The organism is Treponema sp. J25 (assembly GCF_004343725.1).
Taxonomy (GTDB): domain Bacteria; phylum Spirochaetota; class Spirochaetia; order Treponematales; family Breznakiellaceae; genus J25.
Genome location: NZ_PTQW01000022.1, coordinates 67,149 through 84,271, shown reverse-complemented (window position 1 = coordinate 84,271; position 17,123 = coordinate 67,149). Strand labels below are relative to the sequence as shown.

Here is a 17,123-nt window from a genome sequence, read left to right as displayed (position 1 = left end):
GACAGAAGAACAGAATCAGAGCCGGACATTACTTTGATATATTTACCGAAAGGTAAAAACCTTCCTAATTTTCACTTTCAGGTAAAAAACAAGATATACCTTATCCCGAGGGGGAGCACCGTACCGCTCCCCTTTCGGCTCAGCCCGCATGCCGCCGCTTTGGCCGCCGCGGCTCCCCCCTCGCGCCTGCTTCCTTCGCCGCTTCCACAGCCCCTCCCCGGCCGGGCTTCCAGCCCGGCCCACTACCCAGAGCCCACGGCTCAGGCGATCAGGCGCTCCCCCCACGCGTTTTTTACGGAGACACAGAAAACTTTGTGCTTTCCCCAATCCTCAAAAAAGGGATTACCCTGTAACGAGTTTAATAAAATTGGCCACCAGGAGCCGTCCTACCGTAAGGTATTCATCTTGAATACAGAGGTAATCTTTTCTGAGTGCCCCTTTATCCAGGGCTCTTAAGTCCTCATCCTCTTGAATAAGATATTCAAACATATCAGGGGTTACCTCAAGATGCCCTTGAAAACCGATGGCATGGGTTTTATATCCCACAATCTGAGGATAACACCAGTGCCCCGTTCCCAGAAGAAGAAAATCTTCTTCAAACGAGACCATTTCACCATGCAGTTGCAGCACGGGGAAAACCGCAGGAAAATCTCGTAATAGAGGGACATCCCGGCCCGCTTCAGTGAGGGCCACCTGGAAGAAATCCCCATCGGGGCCCCGAAATCCTACTTCTTTGTAGGAAGAACGCACCACCCTGCCTCCTAAGGCCTTCACCATAAGCTGAAGGCCCAGACAAACCCCAATGTAGGGGATGCCCTGAGAAAGGGTTTCCCGGATAAACTGCAACTCATTCAGAATCTTGGGGGTTTTGTCATTGGCACTATCCGGTCCCCCTAACACCACAAGGCCCCGAAAGGTTCCTTGCTCTGGCAAGGGGTCCCCCGCATCAAGATCAAAAACACCATATGACAGCCCGTAAGCTGCCAATTCCGACTCAAATAAACCTGGACCCTCCCGGAGGGTATTCTTAATAATTGCAATGTCCATAAAAAATATTCAGCAATAATTATACCAAGCTCCGTACTTAATGAAATAATTCTGAATCCCTCATAGTAATTTCATCCATCGATAATCAATTTTTATCTTTTATCCTGACCAATTATGTAGTATATTGTACGTATGAATAAGAAACATACCCAGATTTTTTTTGCTATATCGTTGCTTTTATGTATCATAGGCGCGGGAGGTGTTTTTGCCATGGAAGGGGCAGGTACCCTGGAACGGGATGAATTTGCCACGCCGGTAGGAAAGGTACAGCTTATTTCTGTTGGACACGCCACCCTGGCGCTACAGGTGGGAAACCTCAAAATTCATATCGATCCCCAGACTCGATACACGGATTATTCGAAATGGGAAAAAGCGGACATTATCCTTATCACCCACGAACACGCTGACCATCTCGACATGAAGGCTATTCAGATGCTTTCTGGTCCTACCACTCGACTCATCACCACCCAGGCCGTACGGGATAAAATCGGACAGGGAGAGGTGCTCCAGCATTTTCAGACCCTTACCCATGGGTCCCTTTCGATTTCAGCGGTCCCCGCTTATAACACTACACCGGGAAGAGAAATGTATCACCCTAAAGAACGGAAGGACAATGGATACATTCTTTCCTTTGGTTCTTTCCGCATCTATGTAGCGGGAGATACGGAAGACATCCCTGAAATGGCATCCCTGGGCCCCATCGATGTGGCCTTCCTTCCCATGAATCAACCCTACACCATGACCCCCCAGCAAGTGGCTTCTGCGGCGAGAAAAATTAAGCCCAAAATACTGTATCCCTATCACTATTCCTCCACCAATCCTCAGGAACTGGTTCCTCTTTTAGCCCAGGAGAAAAATATCGAAATCCGAATTCGAAATTTGCCCTAAGAGAGATAAGCATTTTTCTCGTTTTTCTAGGGAATTCTATATATAATCAAAAAATAAGAATTCCCTATCGAAGGATGACAAAAAGTCTCTTTCTGTTACTATGATTGTCTAAAATAATAAAAATATATTATGAAATAGGTAAAATAAGGAGTATCTACCCTTATACTACTTTAATTATAAGGAGCGCCCTATGGGTGGAATCGTGGTACTTGCAGTAGTAGGAGCCTTTGCATTGGCCGCTACCAATTACTATGCGGTCAAGCGAAAAGAAGCAGGAACGGCCCTTATGCAAGAGATAGCGGGGGCTATTCAGGAAGGGGCTGATGCCTTTATTCGCCATGAATACAAAGTTATCGGTTCTATCGCTATTTTTATAGCGGTAATTCTGGGAATACTGGTGTCCTGGTACACCGGCGTAGCCTTTCTTCTCGGAGCCCTTATGAGTGGGTCCGCCGGTTGGATAGGAATGAAAATTGCCACCCTTGCCAACGTACGGGTTGCCAATACCGCCCGGGAAACCAGAAACATGGGGAAAACCCTCAAGGTGGCCTTCCAGGGAGGGAGCGTCATGGGGCTCTCCGTGGGAGGTTTTGCCCTCCTGGGACTTGGTATAGTGTATGTTGTATTTGGAGAACTTCTGGGGCAAATTTCACAGGATGGCATGGTGGTTATAACCAACTGGCTCGGCATCAATTTTATACCCTTCACTATGACCGTTTCAGGGTATGCCCTGGGGTGTTCCATCATTGCAATGTTCGATAGGGTTGGAGGCGGTATCTATACCAAAGCCGCCGATATGGGAGCCGATCTCGTAGGTAAAACAGAACCCGTATCCCGGAAGACGACCCCCGAAACCCCGCTACCATTGCGGATAATGTGGGGGATAATGTGGGAGATGTGGCCGGTTTAGGGGCGGATCTCCTGGAAAGCTACGTGGGGTCCCTTATTTCGGTTATTGTGCTTACCGGATATCTGTATTACACCAATATGCACACCGCCACCCCTATTTCTTTTGAACTTACCCGACTGCTTATTACCTATCCCCTCTTCTTTGCGGCGGTAGGTATTCTTTCTTGTATCATGGGGATTCTTTATTTGGTACTTCGGAAAACAGGGAATCATCCTCATCGGGAACTGAATCGGGTTACCTGGACTTCCGCTTTTCTTACCATACTAGGGACGGGGTTTCTCACCTGGTTTCTATTCTCAAACCAGAATATGACAGGTCTTGGATTTTCTTTGGGAAGCCTTTCCCCCTGGTTTGCGGCAGTGCTGGGAATCCTCAGTGGTATAGCGATAGGATTTTTTGCGGAATACTACACCAGTTTTGATTACAAACCTACTCAACAGATTTCTGCGGCCTCCCAGGAAGGGCCTGCCCTTACCATAACCAGTGGCATGGCCCTGGGAATGCGATCCGTTTTCATTCCCGTTATCATTCTTGGCCTGGCCACCATTGGGGCTACGCTCCTGGCAGGCCTTTACGGAGTAGCTATGGCCGCGGTAGGGATGCTCAGCTTCGTGGCAACGACCGTCTCGGTAGACACCTATGGGCCTATTGCGGACAACGCCGGTGGTATTAGCCAAATGGCAAAGCTAGACGAGGATGTGCGAGATATCACCGACCATCTGGACTCGGTAGGGAATACCACCGCGGCTATTGGAAAAGGTTTTGCTATTGGGTCTGCCGCTTTCGCAGCCCTTTCGCTCTTTGCTTCCTATTTGTATACCCAGGCAGGACCAGAAAGCACCAAGGGGTTCCAACTGATTCTCAATATGATTAATGCCATGACCCTCGCAGGGGCCATGGTAGGGGCCGCCCTTCCCTACCTCTTCTCTGGTATTTTGATCGATGCCGTTGCCAAAGCAGCCCGGAACATGGTTCAGGAAATTCGCCGCCAATTCAAGGAAAATCCCAGGATCCTTACCGGCGAAGCAAAGCCGAACTATCGGCAATGCATCGAAATTTCTTCCGCCGGCGCTTTGAGTGAAATGCGAAAACCCGCCCTTATCTCGGTCCTTACTCCGATTGTAACGGGCTTTATCTTTGGCCCCGATTTTGTAGGGGGGCTTCTGATTGGGACAACCCTTTCTGCAATCATGCTCGCCCTGTACACTGCGAATGCGGGGGGAGCCTGGGATAATGGGAAAAAGTACATCGAAAAGGGCCATCACGGAGGTAAAGGCTCGGATGCCCATGCGGCGGCCGTCATTGGGGACACCGTGGGCGACCCCCTCAAAGATACGGTAGGTCCATCCCTGGACATCCTTATCAAAATCATGGCCGTGGTAAGCCTTATCATGGTAAACATTTTTACAGACTTTAACCTCATGAAGCTTATCCAGCTTTTTAAATAATTCTTCGGTCCCAACACCAAACGGCTCGGGGTTTTTATCCCCGAGCTGTATATTACAAAGCAGGTGTTTCCCTCTTCTTAAAACCTGTCCTCAAATCATAAAAAATGAATTCTCCTCAAAATACCGCTATCCCCCTATGATTTTAAAAGACACCTTTGCATCAATGTTATCCAAGAGGAGTACAAAGGTTCATGAAACACCGTTCAATCCACTTCTTTAAAGATGTTTTCTCTTCCTATACTTTTCTTCTTCCCTGGCTAGCCGGTTTTTTCTTTCTAACGCTCTATCCCATGGGGTATTCGTTGTATTTATCATTTACTAATTTTAACGTGCTCCAGAGCCCTCGATGGGTAGGACTACGGAATTACCTCATCATGTTTACGGGGAATGCCCAATTTCCCCGGGATGAGCGGTTTTTGAATTCCCTGTGGGTAACTTTTCGTTATGTGTTTCTCTCGGTTCCCTTAAAGCTTCTTTTTGCGCTGGCAGTAGCCATGTTGATGAATCAGAAACTACGGTTTATTCCTTTTTACCGAACCTTGTATTACATTCCTACACTTCTCGGAGGCTCAGTAGCTATAGCGGTTTTGTGGCGACGGATTTTTTCTGCCGATGGGCTCGTAAACCTTCTCCTGCGCACTTTTTTTGGAGTACCCAACCCTCCGTCCTGGATCTCGGACCCCCGATATGCCCTGTATACCCTGGTAGCACTAGCGGTGTGGCAGTTTGGGTCCCCTATGATTATCTTCCTTGCGGGGCTTAAACAGATTCCCCAAGAATACTACGAGGCTTCCAGCGTCGATGGGGCAGGAAAGATTCGCCAGTTCTTCGCCATTACCCTTCCAGGGCTTTCCCCAATCATCTTTTTTAATTTTGTGATGCAGATGATTAGCGCCTTTCAGGTGTTTACGCAGGCCTTCATTATTTCCGGAGGAAGCGGGGGACCTTTGGATTCCACCATGTTCTATAGTTTGTACCTTTACCTTAAGGGTTTTGCCTTTGCAGAAATGGGGTACGCCTCCGCCATGGCATGGTTTCTTTTAGTTATTATTGCGGCCCTCACGGCCCTGGCATTTAAAATTTCAGGTTCCTTAGTAACCTATGGGAGCGGCGAATGAAAATGAAAAGGATGAGACGACGGGACATTGAATTGGTACAGAAAATCGTCACCCACTTTTTTATTATCACCATTGGTATGGGGATGCTGTACCCCGTAGCGTGGCTTATTTCAGCATCCTTTAAAGAAACAAGTATTATTTTTACAGCCCCATCCCTCTTCCCTAAAACAATCACCTTTCAAAATTATATAGAAGGATGGAAAGGCATCGGCATTGTAAACTTTGGAACCTTTTTTAAAAATTCCTTTCTCATCAGTTTTCTCTGCGTTGTGGCAAATCTCGTCTTCTGTTCATTAACCGCCTTTGCCTTTGGGCGTCTTAAATTCCCTGGCCGGGATTTCTGGTTTGCCCTCATGATGCTCACCCTGATGCTTCCTTCCCATGTAACAACCATTCCCCGGTACGTTATCTTCCGCACCCTGGGATGGGTAGACACCATCTTACCCCTGGTGGTTCCTCGTCTTTTCGCAACCGATGCATTCTTTATTTTCCTTTTAGTACAGTTTGTGCGAACCATCCCCAAGGACCTCGATGAATCGGCAGTAATCGATGGGTGCGGGAAATTCAGTATTTACCTGAGGATTATTATGCCCCTTACGGTGCCTGCCCTTATCACCACCATGCTATTCACGTTCCTCTGGACCTGGGATGATTTCTTTAATCACCTTCTGTACCTTAATTCTCCTCAGAAATACACGGTTCCGATGGGGCTCCGACTCTTTCTCGATGCTTCTGGAATCTCTTCCTGGGGGCCCATGTTTGCCATGTCGGTATTATCTCTTGTCCCCTGCTTTGTGCTCTTCTTTTCCTTACAAAAATATTTTATCCAGGGGATTACCACCACAGGATTAAAGGGGTAACTCATGGGGAGTTTCCTCAATAGTCATATACCTAATTAAGGAGGTTTGTATGAAGAAGGCTCTGGTGTTTTTGTTCGCCCTTGTGGCTGCCACCATGGCTATGGCCTCGGGGTCTCAACAGGGTACCCCTCCCACAGGACAGGATAAAAAGGGAAGTGAACCGGTGATCATTCGCTGGGCGTATTGGGGAAGCGGGGTCCGGATCGAAATAAGCCAGAAGGCGATCGATCTGTTTCAGGCCCGGAATCCGGGGGTTAAGATAAACCCCGAAGTTTCTGGAGGAACGGGGGATCACTTCAATAAGGTGGATACCCAGCTTGCCGGTGGAAGCGGGCCGGACATCATCCAAATGGGGGGAAACATCAATGACTACGTAAAGCGAGGGGTTTTGTTGCCCCTCGATCCCTATGCAGGTAAGATTCTGGATGTGGCATCCCTAGACCCCACCGCCATTGAATCAGGAACTTTCAACGGCAAACTGTACGGTATTTCGACGGGGGTCAACATGCCCGCCTTAGTGTACAACAAATCCCTTATTCAGCGGATTGGGGCTCCCCTTCCCAAAACAACCATGTCTTTCAAGGAATTCCGGGAGTACCTTGTAACCCTGAAGTCGAAACTTCCTGCAGGAATTTATCCGATGATGGATATCGGTTCCATGGCATCCAACTCCACCTTCTTTGGCTACTGGTTAAGCTATAAACAACGCCCCCTGTATATTGCAGAAACCAATTCTACCGCCGTGACGGCGGATCTTGCCAAAGAATACCTGGACTTTTTCAAAGATCTTCGGGACAACGGACTTGTCCCTCCCCCCGACGTGGCAGCCAGTTTTGCGGAATCCAATGCGGACACCTCGGCTATTATTGCAGGTAAAGTGGCCATTGGTTTTTTGTGGTCTAACCAACTCGGCGGGTATCAGGCTGCTACCAAGGATGAGCTCGATTTAATGGAACCACCGGGGGCAGCAGAAACAAAGGCCCTCTGGCAACAACCCAGCCAATTCTATACGGTGAACCTGGCATCCCGTAACCCTGAATGGGCAGTTCGATTCATCAATTTCCTGGTAAACGATCCTGATGCAGCCCGTATTCTGGGAAGCAACCGGGGCTTCCCTGCTTCCTCAAAAGCCCGGGCCGCGGGGTTCACCGACATCAACGATCAAAAGGTTATCAAATATATGAGTATTGCCGCCGCCCACTCTTCGAAGCAGAAACCCAATCTCCCCAATGATACGGAATTTAACAGTACCCTCTACCTCATTTATCAGAAGGTTGCCTTTAACCAAATAAATACCACCGAAGGGGGAAAACAAATCTACGACCTGATTATTCGCCTTATCAATAAATAAAATAGATGGGCCGGTAACCGGGGATCGTCGGGGCCTCTCACAATAGGGGGTCCTGATGTAATCCTTAGACACTCTCCCATGAGCATGTGGGGGGCCCATTGGAGGGTCCCCGACTCAAAACCCGGGGCCCCGCCTATTCCGGTAGGGGGATAAGCCCTTCCCAGCGAAGATGCCACCTTCCATCGTTGGGGAATCCTGGCGCCGAATGGGAAGGGGCCCCATCCCAGCCTGCCGCCATCATACCCACCGCAAGAAGAAGGGCGCCGTTACCCGGTAAGTAAACAGGAAGTCCACCACTCCATACCGACGGCGTTTCTGTTTTTTCTCCCGCCTTTCTAGAAGTGGTAAGCCCTGGGGTGGCGATGCGTCGGGAAGATGAGGAACGAGTCATTCCACCCGGGGCTCCTTCATTTTTCCACTGCACATTATGGCCATTAGGGAGGTAAGTGTTTTTGGGGCTCTCCATAAGGAGGATATTCACCGCATCATCTCTTCTTTCCAGCCGGGCAGCCGTCATAGCCAGAGCGGGGAAATCCCACCCCCAACAGGAAGAAAAGTCCCAGGATTTCAGCACTTCCTCCAACGTATTAACCATGATGTGAGCTTCGATACGACGTCCCGGCAACATACCCAGGGCAAGAAGCATCGAAGGATGATCTTTGGTTACCATGGGGAAGGTCTCGGGGCAATTTTCGTGAGCAAAATAGACCACAAGACCCGAGGTCTGTGCTATTCCACTAGGGGGCTTTGCAAGAGCCTTTACCACATCCTTCCATTTTTCCAGGCTATACTCTGGGGAAGGAGCTGACAAGGCCGATGACGCTCCTTCATACCATTCTATCGCCTTTTGCAGAGCCCAGTACCAATATTCAATTTCAAAAGTTGGATTCAACACCCTGCGGGGATCATGGCACTCCTGGACGGGGATCAGGGGCGGACCAAGGCAGAAACGCTGGAGCTTTTCATCCCACTGAAGAAAATCGGCCATAAATTCGGCGGTTTCCCAAAAAAGCTCCCCATATGTGGCAAGGACCGCCGGAAGTCCTTGCCGCCGGGAAAGCAACTCCCCATACATGATAGGATGGGGTTCCTGCCAGCAAAGCAGTGGCCCAATGGGAGAAGGGGCATCGCTTCCAGCAGGCTCGGTCATCTTGGGCCATCGAGCACCCCGATACCCCTGACTCGCTGCTCGTTCCTTGGCCCGGGGCAAAATTCTTTTGTACCAGAGGAAACTCCGTTCAAAAAGTTCTGGCCGTCCCCATTGGATAAAGTGAGCAGCATGCCAGTAATGCATTTCCAGGTGAAATTTTCCATACCAGGAATTACAGGTAAGTCCCGTCTCCTGAGGGGGGAGGCTCCCGGCGCACTGAATAGCCGTAAGATACTGGGAAAGCACCACCCGCCGCTCTAATTCTGCCGCCCGAGGATCGGTACTGTCGGAAAAATCGACTATACCTCCCTGGCCCCAAAAGGATTCCCAATAACGTTGAGAACGGGAGGAAATTTCGTGCCAAAGCACCCGGAACTCACCGGTAAAAAGTTTCGCCGCCCAGAATTTCTGATCATCTACCAGGTGTGGCAGGAACCAGAAGGCCACCTCTAGTTCCGGCCTATCTGCGGTAATCCAAAAAGCATGGGGTTCTGAAGCCCCCCGTGGAGTAAGAGAAACACCAGGGCTTGCTTGAACCTGAACAAAATAGACGGTGGCATCCAGGATACGAACAAAGGACCAATAGGCACCGAAGGGTGTACTCTTTTGTACTAGGCGGGTCTCATGTTTCTCGGGACTTTTCCAGTCAGAGGCGCTTTCTTCGTGGGATGCATAGGGGAAACTTATTTGGATACCAAGCAACCCCTTTTCTAAAAGAGGGGAACAGAGCCGGAAGGCCAGGATATCCGCATCGGGAGCAACTGTCCCTTCTATCCCTACAGGATTTCCTTTAAGAGTAAAGGAACTATACACTATACCTTCCCAGAGATCTCCATATTGACGGGGCTCCCCCACATCATCCATCAAAAGGGAACGCCAGGGGGAACCCTCCGTATCCCTAACCACAAAGGAAAACCGCGCGAGATTAAATCGATGAGGATTAATCCGAAGGCTCGTAAAAAGCGGGTCTTGTCCCGTCGGGTCCGTCATGTATCCTACTGAACGGCGATCCCTTTTCTGGCCCGCCGCCGGCTGGCAAGGAATTTCAAAGTACTGTTTTCTTAATTGATATTCTTGAAGCCCTTCGCTTTCCGGATAGCTATGCCAGCCCCACTGAGCCATCGTACACAGAGGAATACCTGCTCCAGGGGGAGGTAAAAAATTCTGGAGCCCCGTAACATCCGCTGTAAAGGCAAACTCACCATTCCCTATTGAAAGAGGGGCCCATGGATCATACCGATGCAAGGAAGGACAATGCCGCCGGACCAGGGCTTTGCGATCAATGGCAGAACCCATTAGCGGGCCTCCATAAGCTGCAGTTTTCCGTTCTTTTCCAGGACCGGCACATAGCAAAATCGTTCTTCCGGCGTCTTATTAGGGCTATGAAAGGTAAGATACAGGCCACCTTGGAAAGATCGAAAGAGCATCCCATGCCCCCCATCAACATTGATGAGGGGGGCCGATTCATGAATCCAGGGGCCAAAAATGCCCTTACATGAATAGGCACAGCCCATCGCATAGCCGGTATCGCTAAAACTGGACCACAGCATGACCAGCTCTCCCGTAGACAGGGTATACAGGAAAGGCCCATCGGTTACGCGACTTTGAGGATTTATCGAACCATCCTTTCGCCTATGGGGTCTTGTCCAGGGAGCCTCAGAGCCCCGGAAAAGTAATACCGGTTCTCCTACGGGCTCCCGCAGGTCCGGCCGTAAGCGGAGGGCCCAAATTTCCCCATCCACCGTTTGTACCCATTCATGGCAAAAAACAAGCCAGGGCGTACCCGCATTATCTATATACAAAGTTCCGTCAAGGCACTCCCAGGTTTCTGGAGTAAGGGGCCTGGGGGAATGAATATAGTAGGGACCTTCGGGAGTATCAGAACGGAGCACCTGGGTGGCCCGGCAATATCCCGGCGCTTTAAAACTGGCAAACATATAAAAGGCCCCCTGCCATTCATGGACTTCGGGGGCCCAAAAATTTTCCTTGCCCCAAAAGTCCGGGGAAGGCCGAAAGGCAGGAATAGGGCCTTCCCAGTGTTCCAGGTCAGTTCCTCGATAACAATCAAAACCAATGCCGGGTCCTCGCCAACAGTCAGAGTCAGTGGTGCCAAAAAGATAATATCTCCCCTGTTTCTGTACCGGCAGAACAAAGGGATCCCGAATTTGAATGGCCTCTCGCTTCTTTAGTAAGTAGTTGGCGCCATGCCCCTCTTCAAAAGCTCTTTTTACTTCCTGATCTTTCCCTATTCCCATTATACGGTCCTCCTCTTCTTAAAGTACCCTTCCCTGGGATGAACGATATTCCGAAGGGGATAATCCAAACATTCGCTTAAAGGCCCTTCTGAAACTAGCCTTGTTGACATAGCCACAATGGAGTGCGATGGTATCTACCGATTCGCGAGTTTCAAGAAGCAATCTTCGGGCTTCGGTCATCCGCCGCCGGAGAATATACCAGGAAATATTTTCTCCCCGCTGTTCTTTAAAGAACGAAGAAAGATAACTTTCCGACAGATGAAACGTGTCCGCAATAAGCGTAAGCGAGAGGTTGGGGTCCTGAAAATGGGTTTCAATATACTCCTGAATTTCCTGGGCAAGGATCTCGTTATGACTCCGTTTTTCGCGGCACCGCTCCTCTGTCATAGACCGAAGAAATTTCTCCACCTCTTTAAATCCTGTGAGGGGCTGAATCTCCGTCGTATCAATAGCATCAAGATAGGCTGCATACACTTCCTGGCGTGGGGGAGGGAATTCCACTGCAAGCCTGCGGGCGGTCAGACAAAGGGCCTGAATCAGTTTTCGTCCTTCTTTAATAGATAGATTCCGTTGAACAAAGTTTTCTTTATAAATAGAGTCCCATATGGAACTGAATAAATTAAGATTCGCCGCCAGCACTGAGCGAATAAGAGAGGCCTCCACATCCATAGGATAGCGATAGACATCCATGGGAGCGGGGAGGGCCGTATAAAAACGAATCCGTTCAAAACCGCCTCCATACAATGAAGCCAGCGCCGTCTCTGCCTCCGCAAGTGAAAGGGACAATAGGAAGGGATCTTCCACCGGCCGCCCTACCCCAAAAGAGACCTCTTCCCGTAATTTAGCAGGAAGTTTCTGAACAACCCCTTCGATAAAAGCTTCCGCATCCAAATTACAGGTAGCGTTTCCCAGACAACGCTTAATGGCAACGGCATATCCCCTTCCCCATGAAAGAGCATACTCATCGATGGCAAGATGATTCCTGAAAAACATTACAAGGCTATCATCGGAATTCAATACCGCCGAAGCATCAAGGTCCTTCATAAAAAACGGAACCTGCCCAACTATGACATAGTACGGACCAGGTGCAGGGAAAACCGAAAAACGGCGACAATCTTCCAAAAAGAGGGTCCGATCTCGATATTCACCTTTGAGTAATTTATGGAAAAGATAATCCTTCCCTATGGTAAACAGGACATCCATCTTTTGCGTCAGCTGAAGATTCGTATCCCTCAGGTTAAGCACTGCCTCTTCGAGCAACGTAAAAACGGACGTCCCTTTCTGAAAAAGAGGATTCTTTCCTGGCATAAGGAGAGAAAACAAATGAGAAATGGGGCGACTGTTATGAGAAGCAAACAGGAAAGAAAGCGCCAGGGCAAACAAAAAACCGCCTCCCAAGAGGAAAGACGCCAGAACCTGAACACGACGAACCGAGGCGGTTATCCGTTCCTCATCCATAAAGGCAACATAGTGCCAGCCATTATACGAAGAAATACGACTATACACCTTGTATCGATGTGTACCAATTGCTACCGTTTGTGTAGCGACAGAAATCATTTGTTTCTGGAACTCTAGGGGAATAGAATCTGAGGTAGCGGCAATTAATTTACCCTCCGGCCCATACACCACAATCCATCCTCCATATTGATCAGGTATGCGTGCCAGGCGTCTCCCCAGTTCTGTCCCATTTATCATAATTACGAGGGAACCCCGAACGTAATCCCCATAACCGATGGGCCATACCAGAAAATGGGCAAGCATTGGGCGTCCCCCCCGGGCAGTGCTTGCAGTTAAAGCATAATGGGCATTAAAACGACCTCCCTCTCCCGCAAGGATATAGCGACGCCAGCTATCGGCAGTGAACCCCTCCACACTTAGCAAGTTTCCATAAAAAGTGGAATATTCGGCTATCCCATTTTCATACAGAACCCGCTCTCCTGCTTTAAGATACAGCATACATCGATCTAAAAAATCCCCACCCAACACAATCATGGAAAGATAGGTGGTAAGTTCCTTCATACGATACAATTCAAGAGGAGAAAGGGGACTTTCCATCACCGAATATCGATTCAGTCGGTAATCCAAAACAACCTTGGAAGCCAATTTTTCTAAATTTGAAAGAGTGCGGTCCACATAATTTACACTATTTTCTAGCTGGGTCGACGCAACCTCATCGGCGGCACGAAAAAGTAGGGCAGAACTTACGAAAAAATAAAGACCACTTACCACAAAAGCGGGGATAAGAATAAACAGATTAGTACTCAAATATCGCAGCAAAAGCCTTTTCGGTCCTGGAGTTTCTTTCATAAATTTTTCTCCAAGATAGAAAGGTACCGGGAAAGACCTAGTTGCTCTAATTGTTTAAGGTACAATGGCCAATCCCGGTCGATATCTAATTCTCCAATAATGAATCGATTACTCGCTTCCATTACAAAAGAATGAATCGTCCTTCGTAATTCATAAAATTCCCCCAAGTCCCTATCAGAGATACTTACCGTCGAAAAAGGATAGCGCCGAACCTTAAAGGGTTCATACACCTGGGTGCTTTTATACAGGAATTCTTCATAGGAAAAACCCGTATCGATGGCAAACTCATTCTTTAAATCCCGGGTCCAGCCGGGTCCCATATTGAGCTGGGCATTGTCTTCCTGGGCAAGGGGCTTTAAATAGCGATACTTAGCGGGCTTTCCATTAAAGGCAAAAAAGAATTTTCCCTGGGGGATCCGTTCCCAGTGGACCCCTTCAATGCCCTTGTCATGGAGAGCGCTTTCGATCCGATAAAAATGATCGGCCCACCGAAAAGCCAGTTCGGGATACCGACACTGTTTGGTAATAACCAGTTCCCCTACTTTTATTACCGCATCGATAAGCCACGGCGTATAGGCCTTTCCTTCGGGCCCGATGAGGGGCGGCAATACCACATACTCATGGAGGGGGGCCCGGGGATCTTCGGAAAGGGTCGCTACATTAGCCGGGTGATGGGAAACCACTACCCCCAGGCGATTCACCGGGCCTTCCACGAAGAAGCGCAATCGGGATCGATCCTGTACGAGAGAATGCATATCCACAAGTCCTTCCTGAAAAAGTCTACGAATAAAACGAAGTCCCTCCCGGTATTCTTTTTTGTTAGCGCTAAAAAAGACCCGTCCATCTACAATAAATTCAAAATTATTCAATAGGGGATCCCCAGAATCATCAGGTCCGCCGGCAGGAACAAAGGAATTCATGAGCCAGAGCACCACATTTTCAAGGTTTCTCGTGGCACCGGCCATGGGAATTTCATCGGTAGGATCCCCATTCCCATTGGCATCGAATTTTTTAAACGCCTGTAAGACCTGGTGCAACTCTTCCAAGGTTTTGGGAACCGCCAGTCCTAATCGATCGAGCCATTTCTTATTAATCCATGCCTTTTGGCGCATGGTCATATGGTAATCATCAGTAAAAACCGCCGGTAAACCATAAATATGACCATCAGGGCTTGTGATTATTTTTTTAATGGTAGGTTCGGTATCAAAGAGTTCTTTAATCCAGTAGCCTTCCTTTTCTATTAATTCCTCTAAGGGCAAGAATACCCCCATCCGCCCATATCGATAAATATCCTGCGTGGAAAGTCCCGTTCCATTAGCACCAAAAATGATGTCCGGATATTCACCACTTGCGAACATCGCCAGAAGCTTATTTCGGGCACTTACCCGGTCTGTTTCAATCCACTCAATATGAATACCGGTCTGCTCTTCGATCCAGCGAACATAAGCATTGGTTTTTAAGTCTGCAATGAACCCCACGCTGGGAATAAATACCCGGAACGTAACCGGCTCAGTAACTAAGGGAAGCTTTCCTGGGGGCGGTAAAGGAAGAGACGGCGGGGAGTGCTCATAAGTTAGAACGTTTTTTGTTCTTTCCGTCGCATCTCTTTTTTCACTCCTTACTCCCAGAACGCAAGAAAGAGTAATAGAGCCCAGGAGTATCCACAGCAGAGCCTTCATGGCTAGTAAGTATACTATGGGAAGGGGAATTCTCCCAGGGAACATTTTTTACGGGGAGGTACATTTTTTATGATGCGAAACCAATCGAGAGGGGCAAACCTGTCACTTTTTTAATATTGAGCTTGACTATTTATAAGATGAGGGGTGTATACTCATAGGGAATAGACAAAATTTGTCATATTTAAGGATGAACGTCATGAGAAAAAAGTCTACTTCCTATCTCCGTATTATCGTAAGTGCCAATCTTTGTTTTATTGGCTTTATCACTGCAGCGGCTCTGTTCTTTCGTAATCCCGAACACGAAATAGCCTCTATTATCCGCTGTATACTCATTATGGGAGCATTATTTTTTTTACTAGTTTATTTTATACTCAGAAGATATTGCTGTATTTATGACTATCCTTTTGGAGAAAGAAAAAAAGATGCAGAGCAGTATAAAAAAGCGCTCATCACATTAGGGGAAACCCCATTAAAATCTCTTATCCTATATATTATCCTCGTTCTAATCTTCATACTCTCTTTATATATCGCATCCCCCTTTATAGGTACAAATTGTAATAAAATTTCTATTCTTTTGCTTATTCTATCGTTAGGGATGTTAGATGGGGCCTTTGTATTTGTAATCACAGACCGGCTTGGGGCTCGGGTTCTTCTCTCCCACCAATTGGAATACTATCCCTCAGATCTTCGAGATAATCGCCAGCAACGAAAGAATTTCATTATCCCTTCTTTTATGACTCTTATGACATTTATTTTTGCTGTGTCACTAGCACTGTTTGTCTTTGATACCATAAAGTACGTACGAGGTCATCTCAGCTTTACCCAAAAAGAAGTGTATAGTACTGTTATATTCTTGTCATTGCTATATTTTATCACTGTTCTTACGTTGGTAGGGATTTGGACGAGAACTACAGCTATAATTTATCGTTCTATTATTAACCAACTTGATATTCTTTCGTCAGCAGAAAAAGATTTGCGTCAACGGATATATATTACCTCCATAGATGAACTAGGAACTATTGGAGGCCTGATAAACACCTTCTGCCATAACCTTACTATCAGTATTGAAGAATTACAAAGATCTCAGAAAACTCTTTATGAGGTAAGCAAAATTTTCGAAGAACATGCAAAGGTATCAATAGAGACCACAGATCCTCTTTTACAAAGTGCTACTATAGTTCAAGAAAAAACAAAACTTCAAGCAAATTGTGTACAAGATTCTAGCAATGCGGTTACCGATATCACCAATCAAATAAATACGCTGGGGAGGCTCATTATTGACCAATCAAGTAGTATTACCGAAGCCTCAGCGGCAATAGAAGAAATGATCCACAATATTCAATCTATCAACACTACGACGAAGCGCATGGCTGATAAATTCTTAGATCTCCTGGGATCGGCTCAACGTGGACAATCTCTTCAAGAAAACACTTATCAGCAGGTGCTTCATATTGTAGAAAGATCTCGAACACTCCAGGAAGCAAATAAAGTTATCACTACTATTGCTAGCCAGACTAACTTATTGGCTATGAATGCGGCCATCGAAGCAGCTCATGCAGGAGAAGCAGGTCGAGGCTTTTCGGTAGTAGCTGACGAAATTCGCTCTCTTTCAGAACATGCAGCTATTCAATCAAAGAATATCCGCACAGAAATCTCCCAAATTCAAACTGAAATAGAAAAGGTACTTCAATCCACTACAGTTTCACGGAGCTCTTTTGATACGTTATCGCAATCCCTTGAAGAATTGAACCAACTTGTGCAGGAACTACAAGGAGCTATGGCAGAACAAAAAGAAGGCTCAGGGCAGATCCTTGAAGCACTTAAAAACATGAATGAACTTACTACCGCCGTTCAACAAGAGTCTCAAAGTATGAAAAATAATACGGGAGCTATTCTTGAGAAGAACAAACAACTTAATCAGGCTACTCTAGATATTTCAGAAAGTATTAAGCAGATGATTGAAAAAATTAATCTAATTGCACAAAGTGTCCGTGACTTTAGCAAAAGTGGTAAAGATATCCAAAATCTTATCGAAACTATGAATAGGGTTGTAGAAAGCTTTATTACAAATACAGTGGAAAACTAACCCCTTTTCTTTTTACTCTGTTGC

The 17,123-nt window shown here is 47.4% G+C and carries 12 protein-coding genes; 7 read left to right on the top strand and 5 right to left on the bottom strand.

Features of this window, described 5'->3' with window-relative positions:
* Nucleotides 1-342: 342 nt before the first annotated feature.
* Entirely contained in the window at nucleotides 343-1,047 is a 705-nt protein-coding gene (locus C5O22_RS08290; RefSeq protein ID WP_132780808.1) for a type 1 glutamine amidotransferase, read from the bottom strand.
* A 132-nt stretch (nucleotides 1,048-1,179) separates the two neighbouring features.
* On the opposite strand from C5O22_RS08290, the gene C5O22_RS08285 reads away from it, so the two are divergent.
* The 6 genes from C5O22_RS08285 (at nucleotide 1,180) to C5O22_RS08265 (ending at nucleotide 7,622) form a co-directional block, all read left to right on the top strand.
* Nucleotides 1,180-1,935, top strand: coding sequence for an MBL fold metallo-hydrolase (locus C5O22_RS08285; protein WP_207895366.1), 756 nt, complete (start codon nucleotides 1,180-1,182; stop codon nucleotides 1,933-1,935).
* Between the two features lie 190 nt (nucleotides 1,936-2,125).
* Nucleotides 2,126-2,845, top strand: a complete 720-nt coding sequence (locus C5O22_RS13750) for a sodium/proton-translocating pyrophosphatase (protein ID WP_279432193.1) — start codon at nucleotides 2,126-2,128, stop codon at nucleotides 2,843-2,845.
* On the top strand, nucleotides 2,812-4,293 hold the full coding sequence (locus tag C5O22_RS08280; RefSeq protein ID WP_347812559.1) for a sodium-translocating pyrophosphatase: 1,482 nt from the start codon (nucleotides 2,812-2,814) through the stop codon (nucleotides 4,291-4,293). Before C5O22_RS13750 ends, C5O22_RS08280 begins: the two co-directional genes overlap by 34 nt.
* A 191-nt stretch (nucleotides 4,294-4,484) precedes the next feature.
* A complete protein-coding gene (locus tag C5O22_RS08275) occupies nucleotides 4,485-5,411 on the top strand; it encodes a carbohydrate ABC transporter permease (RefSeq protein WP_132780807.1) in 927 nt (308 codons plus the stop codon).
* Nucleotides 5,408-6,271 (top strand): carbohydrate ABC transporter permease, encoded by an 864-nt coding sequence (locus C5O22_RS08270; RefSeq protein WP_243692911.1) that lies wholly within the window; start codon nucleotides 5,408-5,410, stop codon nucleotides 6,269-6,271. The genes C5O22_RS08275 and C5O22_RS08270 overlap by 4 nt, the downstream gene beginning before the upstream one ends.
* 49 nt (nucleotides 6,272-6,320) lie before the next feature.
* Nucleotides 6,321-7,622, top strand: coding sequence for an ABC transporter substrate-binding protein (locus C5O22_RS08265; protein WP_132780805.1), 1,302 nt, complete (start codon nucleotides 6,321-6,323; stop codon nucleotides 7,620-7,622).
* Nucleotides 7,623-7,755: 133 nt separating this feature from the next.
* Here C5O22_RS08265 and C5O22_RS08260 read toward each other — a convergent pair whose 3' ends face one another.
* The 4 genes from C5O22_RS08260 to C5O22_RS08245 are packed head-to-tail and all read right to left on the bottom strand — an operon-like array spanning nucleotide 7,756 to nucleotide 14,812.
* The gene (locus C5O22_RS08260) at nucleotides 7,756-10,068 is read right to left on the bottom strand and encodes a glycoside hydrolase family 65 (protein WP_132780803.1); all 2,313 of its coding nucleotides are present in this window, start codon (nucleotides 10,066-10,068) and stop codon (nucleotides 7,756-7,758) included.
* Nucleotides 10,068-11,027: a glycoside hydrolase family 43 protein gene (locus C5O22_RS08255; RefSeq protein ID WP_132780801.1), complete on the bottom strand. Its 960-nt coding sequence runs from the start codon at nucleotides 11,025-11,027 to the stop codon at nucleotides 10,068-10,070. The genes C5O22_RS08260 and C5O22_RS08255 overlap by 1 nt, the downstream gene beginning before the upstream one ends.
* An 18-nt stretch (nucleotides 11,028-11,045) precedes the next feature.
* On the bottom strand, nucleotides 11,046-13,334 hold the full coding sequence (locus C5O22_RS08250) for a helix-turn-helix domain-containing protein (RefSeq protein WP_132780799.1): 2,289 nt from the start codon (nucleotides 13,332-13,334) through the stop codon (nucleotides 11,046-11,048).
* Nucleotides 13,331-14,812: an extracellular solute-binding protein gene (locus C5O22_RS08245; RefSeq protein WP_243692910.1), complete on the bottom strand. Its 1,482-nt coding sequence runs from the start codon at nucleotides 14,810-14,812 to the stop codon at nucleotides 13,331-13,333. Before C5O22_RS08245 ends, C5O22_RS08250 begins: the two co-directional genes overlap by 4 nt.
* 397 nt (nucleotides 14,813-15,209) lie before the next feature.
* Between C5O22_RS08245 and C5O22_RS08240 the strand changes: the two genes are divergently transcribed.
* Nucleotides 15,210-17,099, top strand: a complete 1,890-nt coding sequence (locus tag C5O22_RS08240; RefSeq protein ID WP_165910460.1) for a methyl-accepting chemotaxis protein — start codon at nucleotides 15,210-15,212, stop codon at nucleotides 17,097-17,099.
* Nucleotides 17,100-17,123 lie beyond the last annotated feature (24 nt).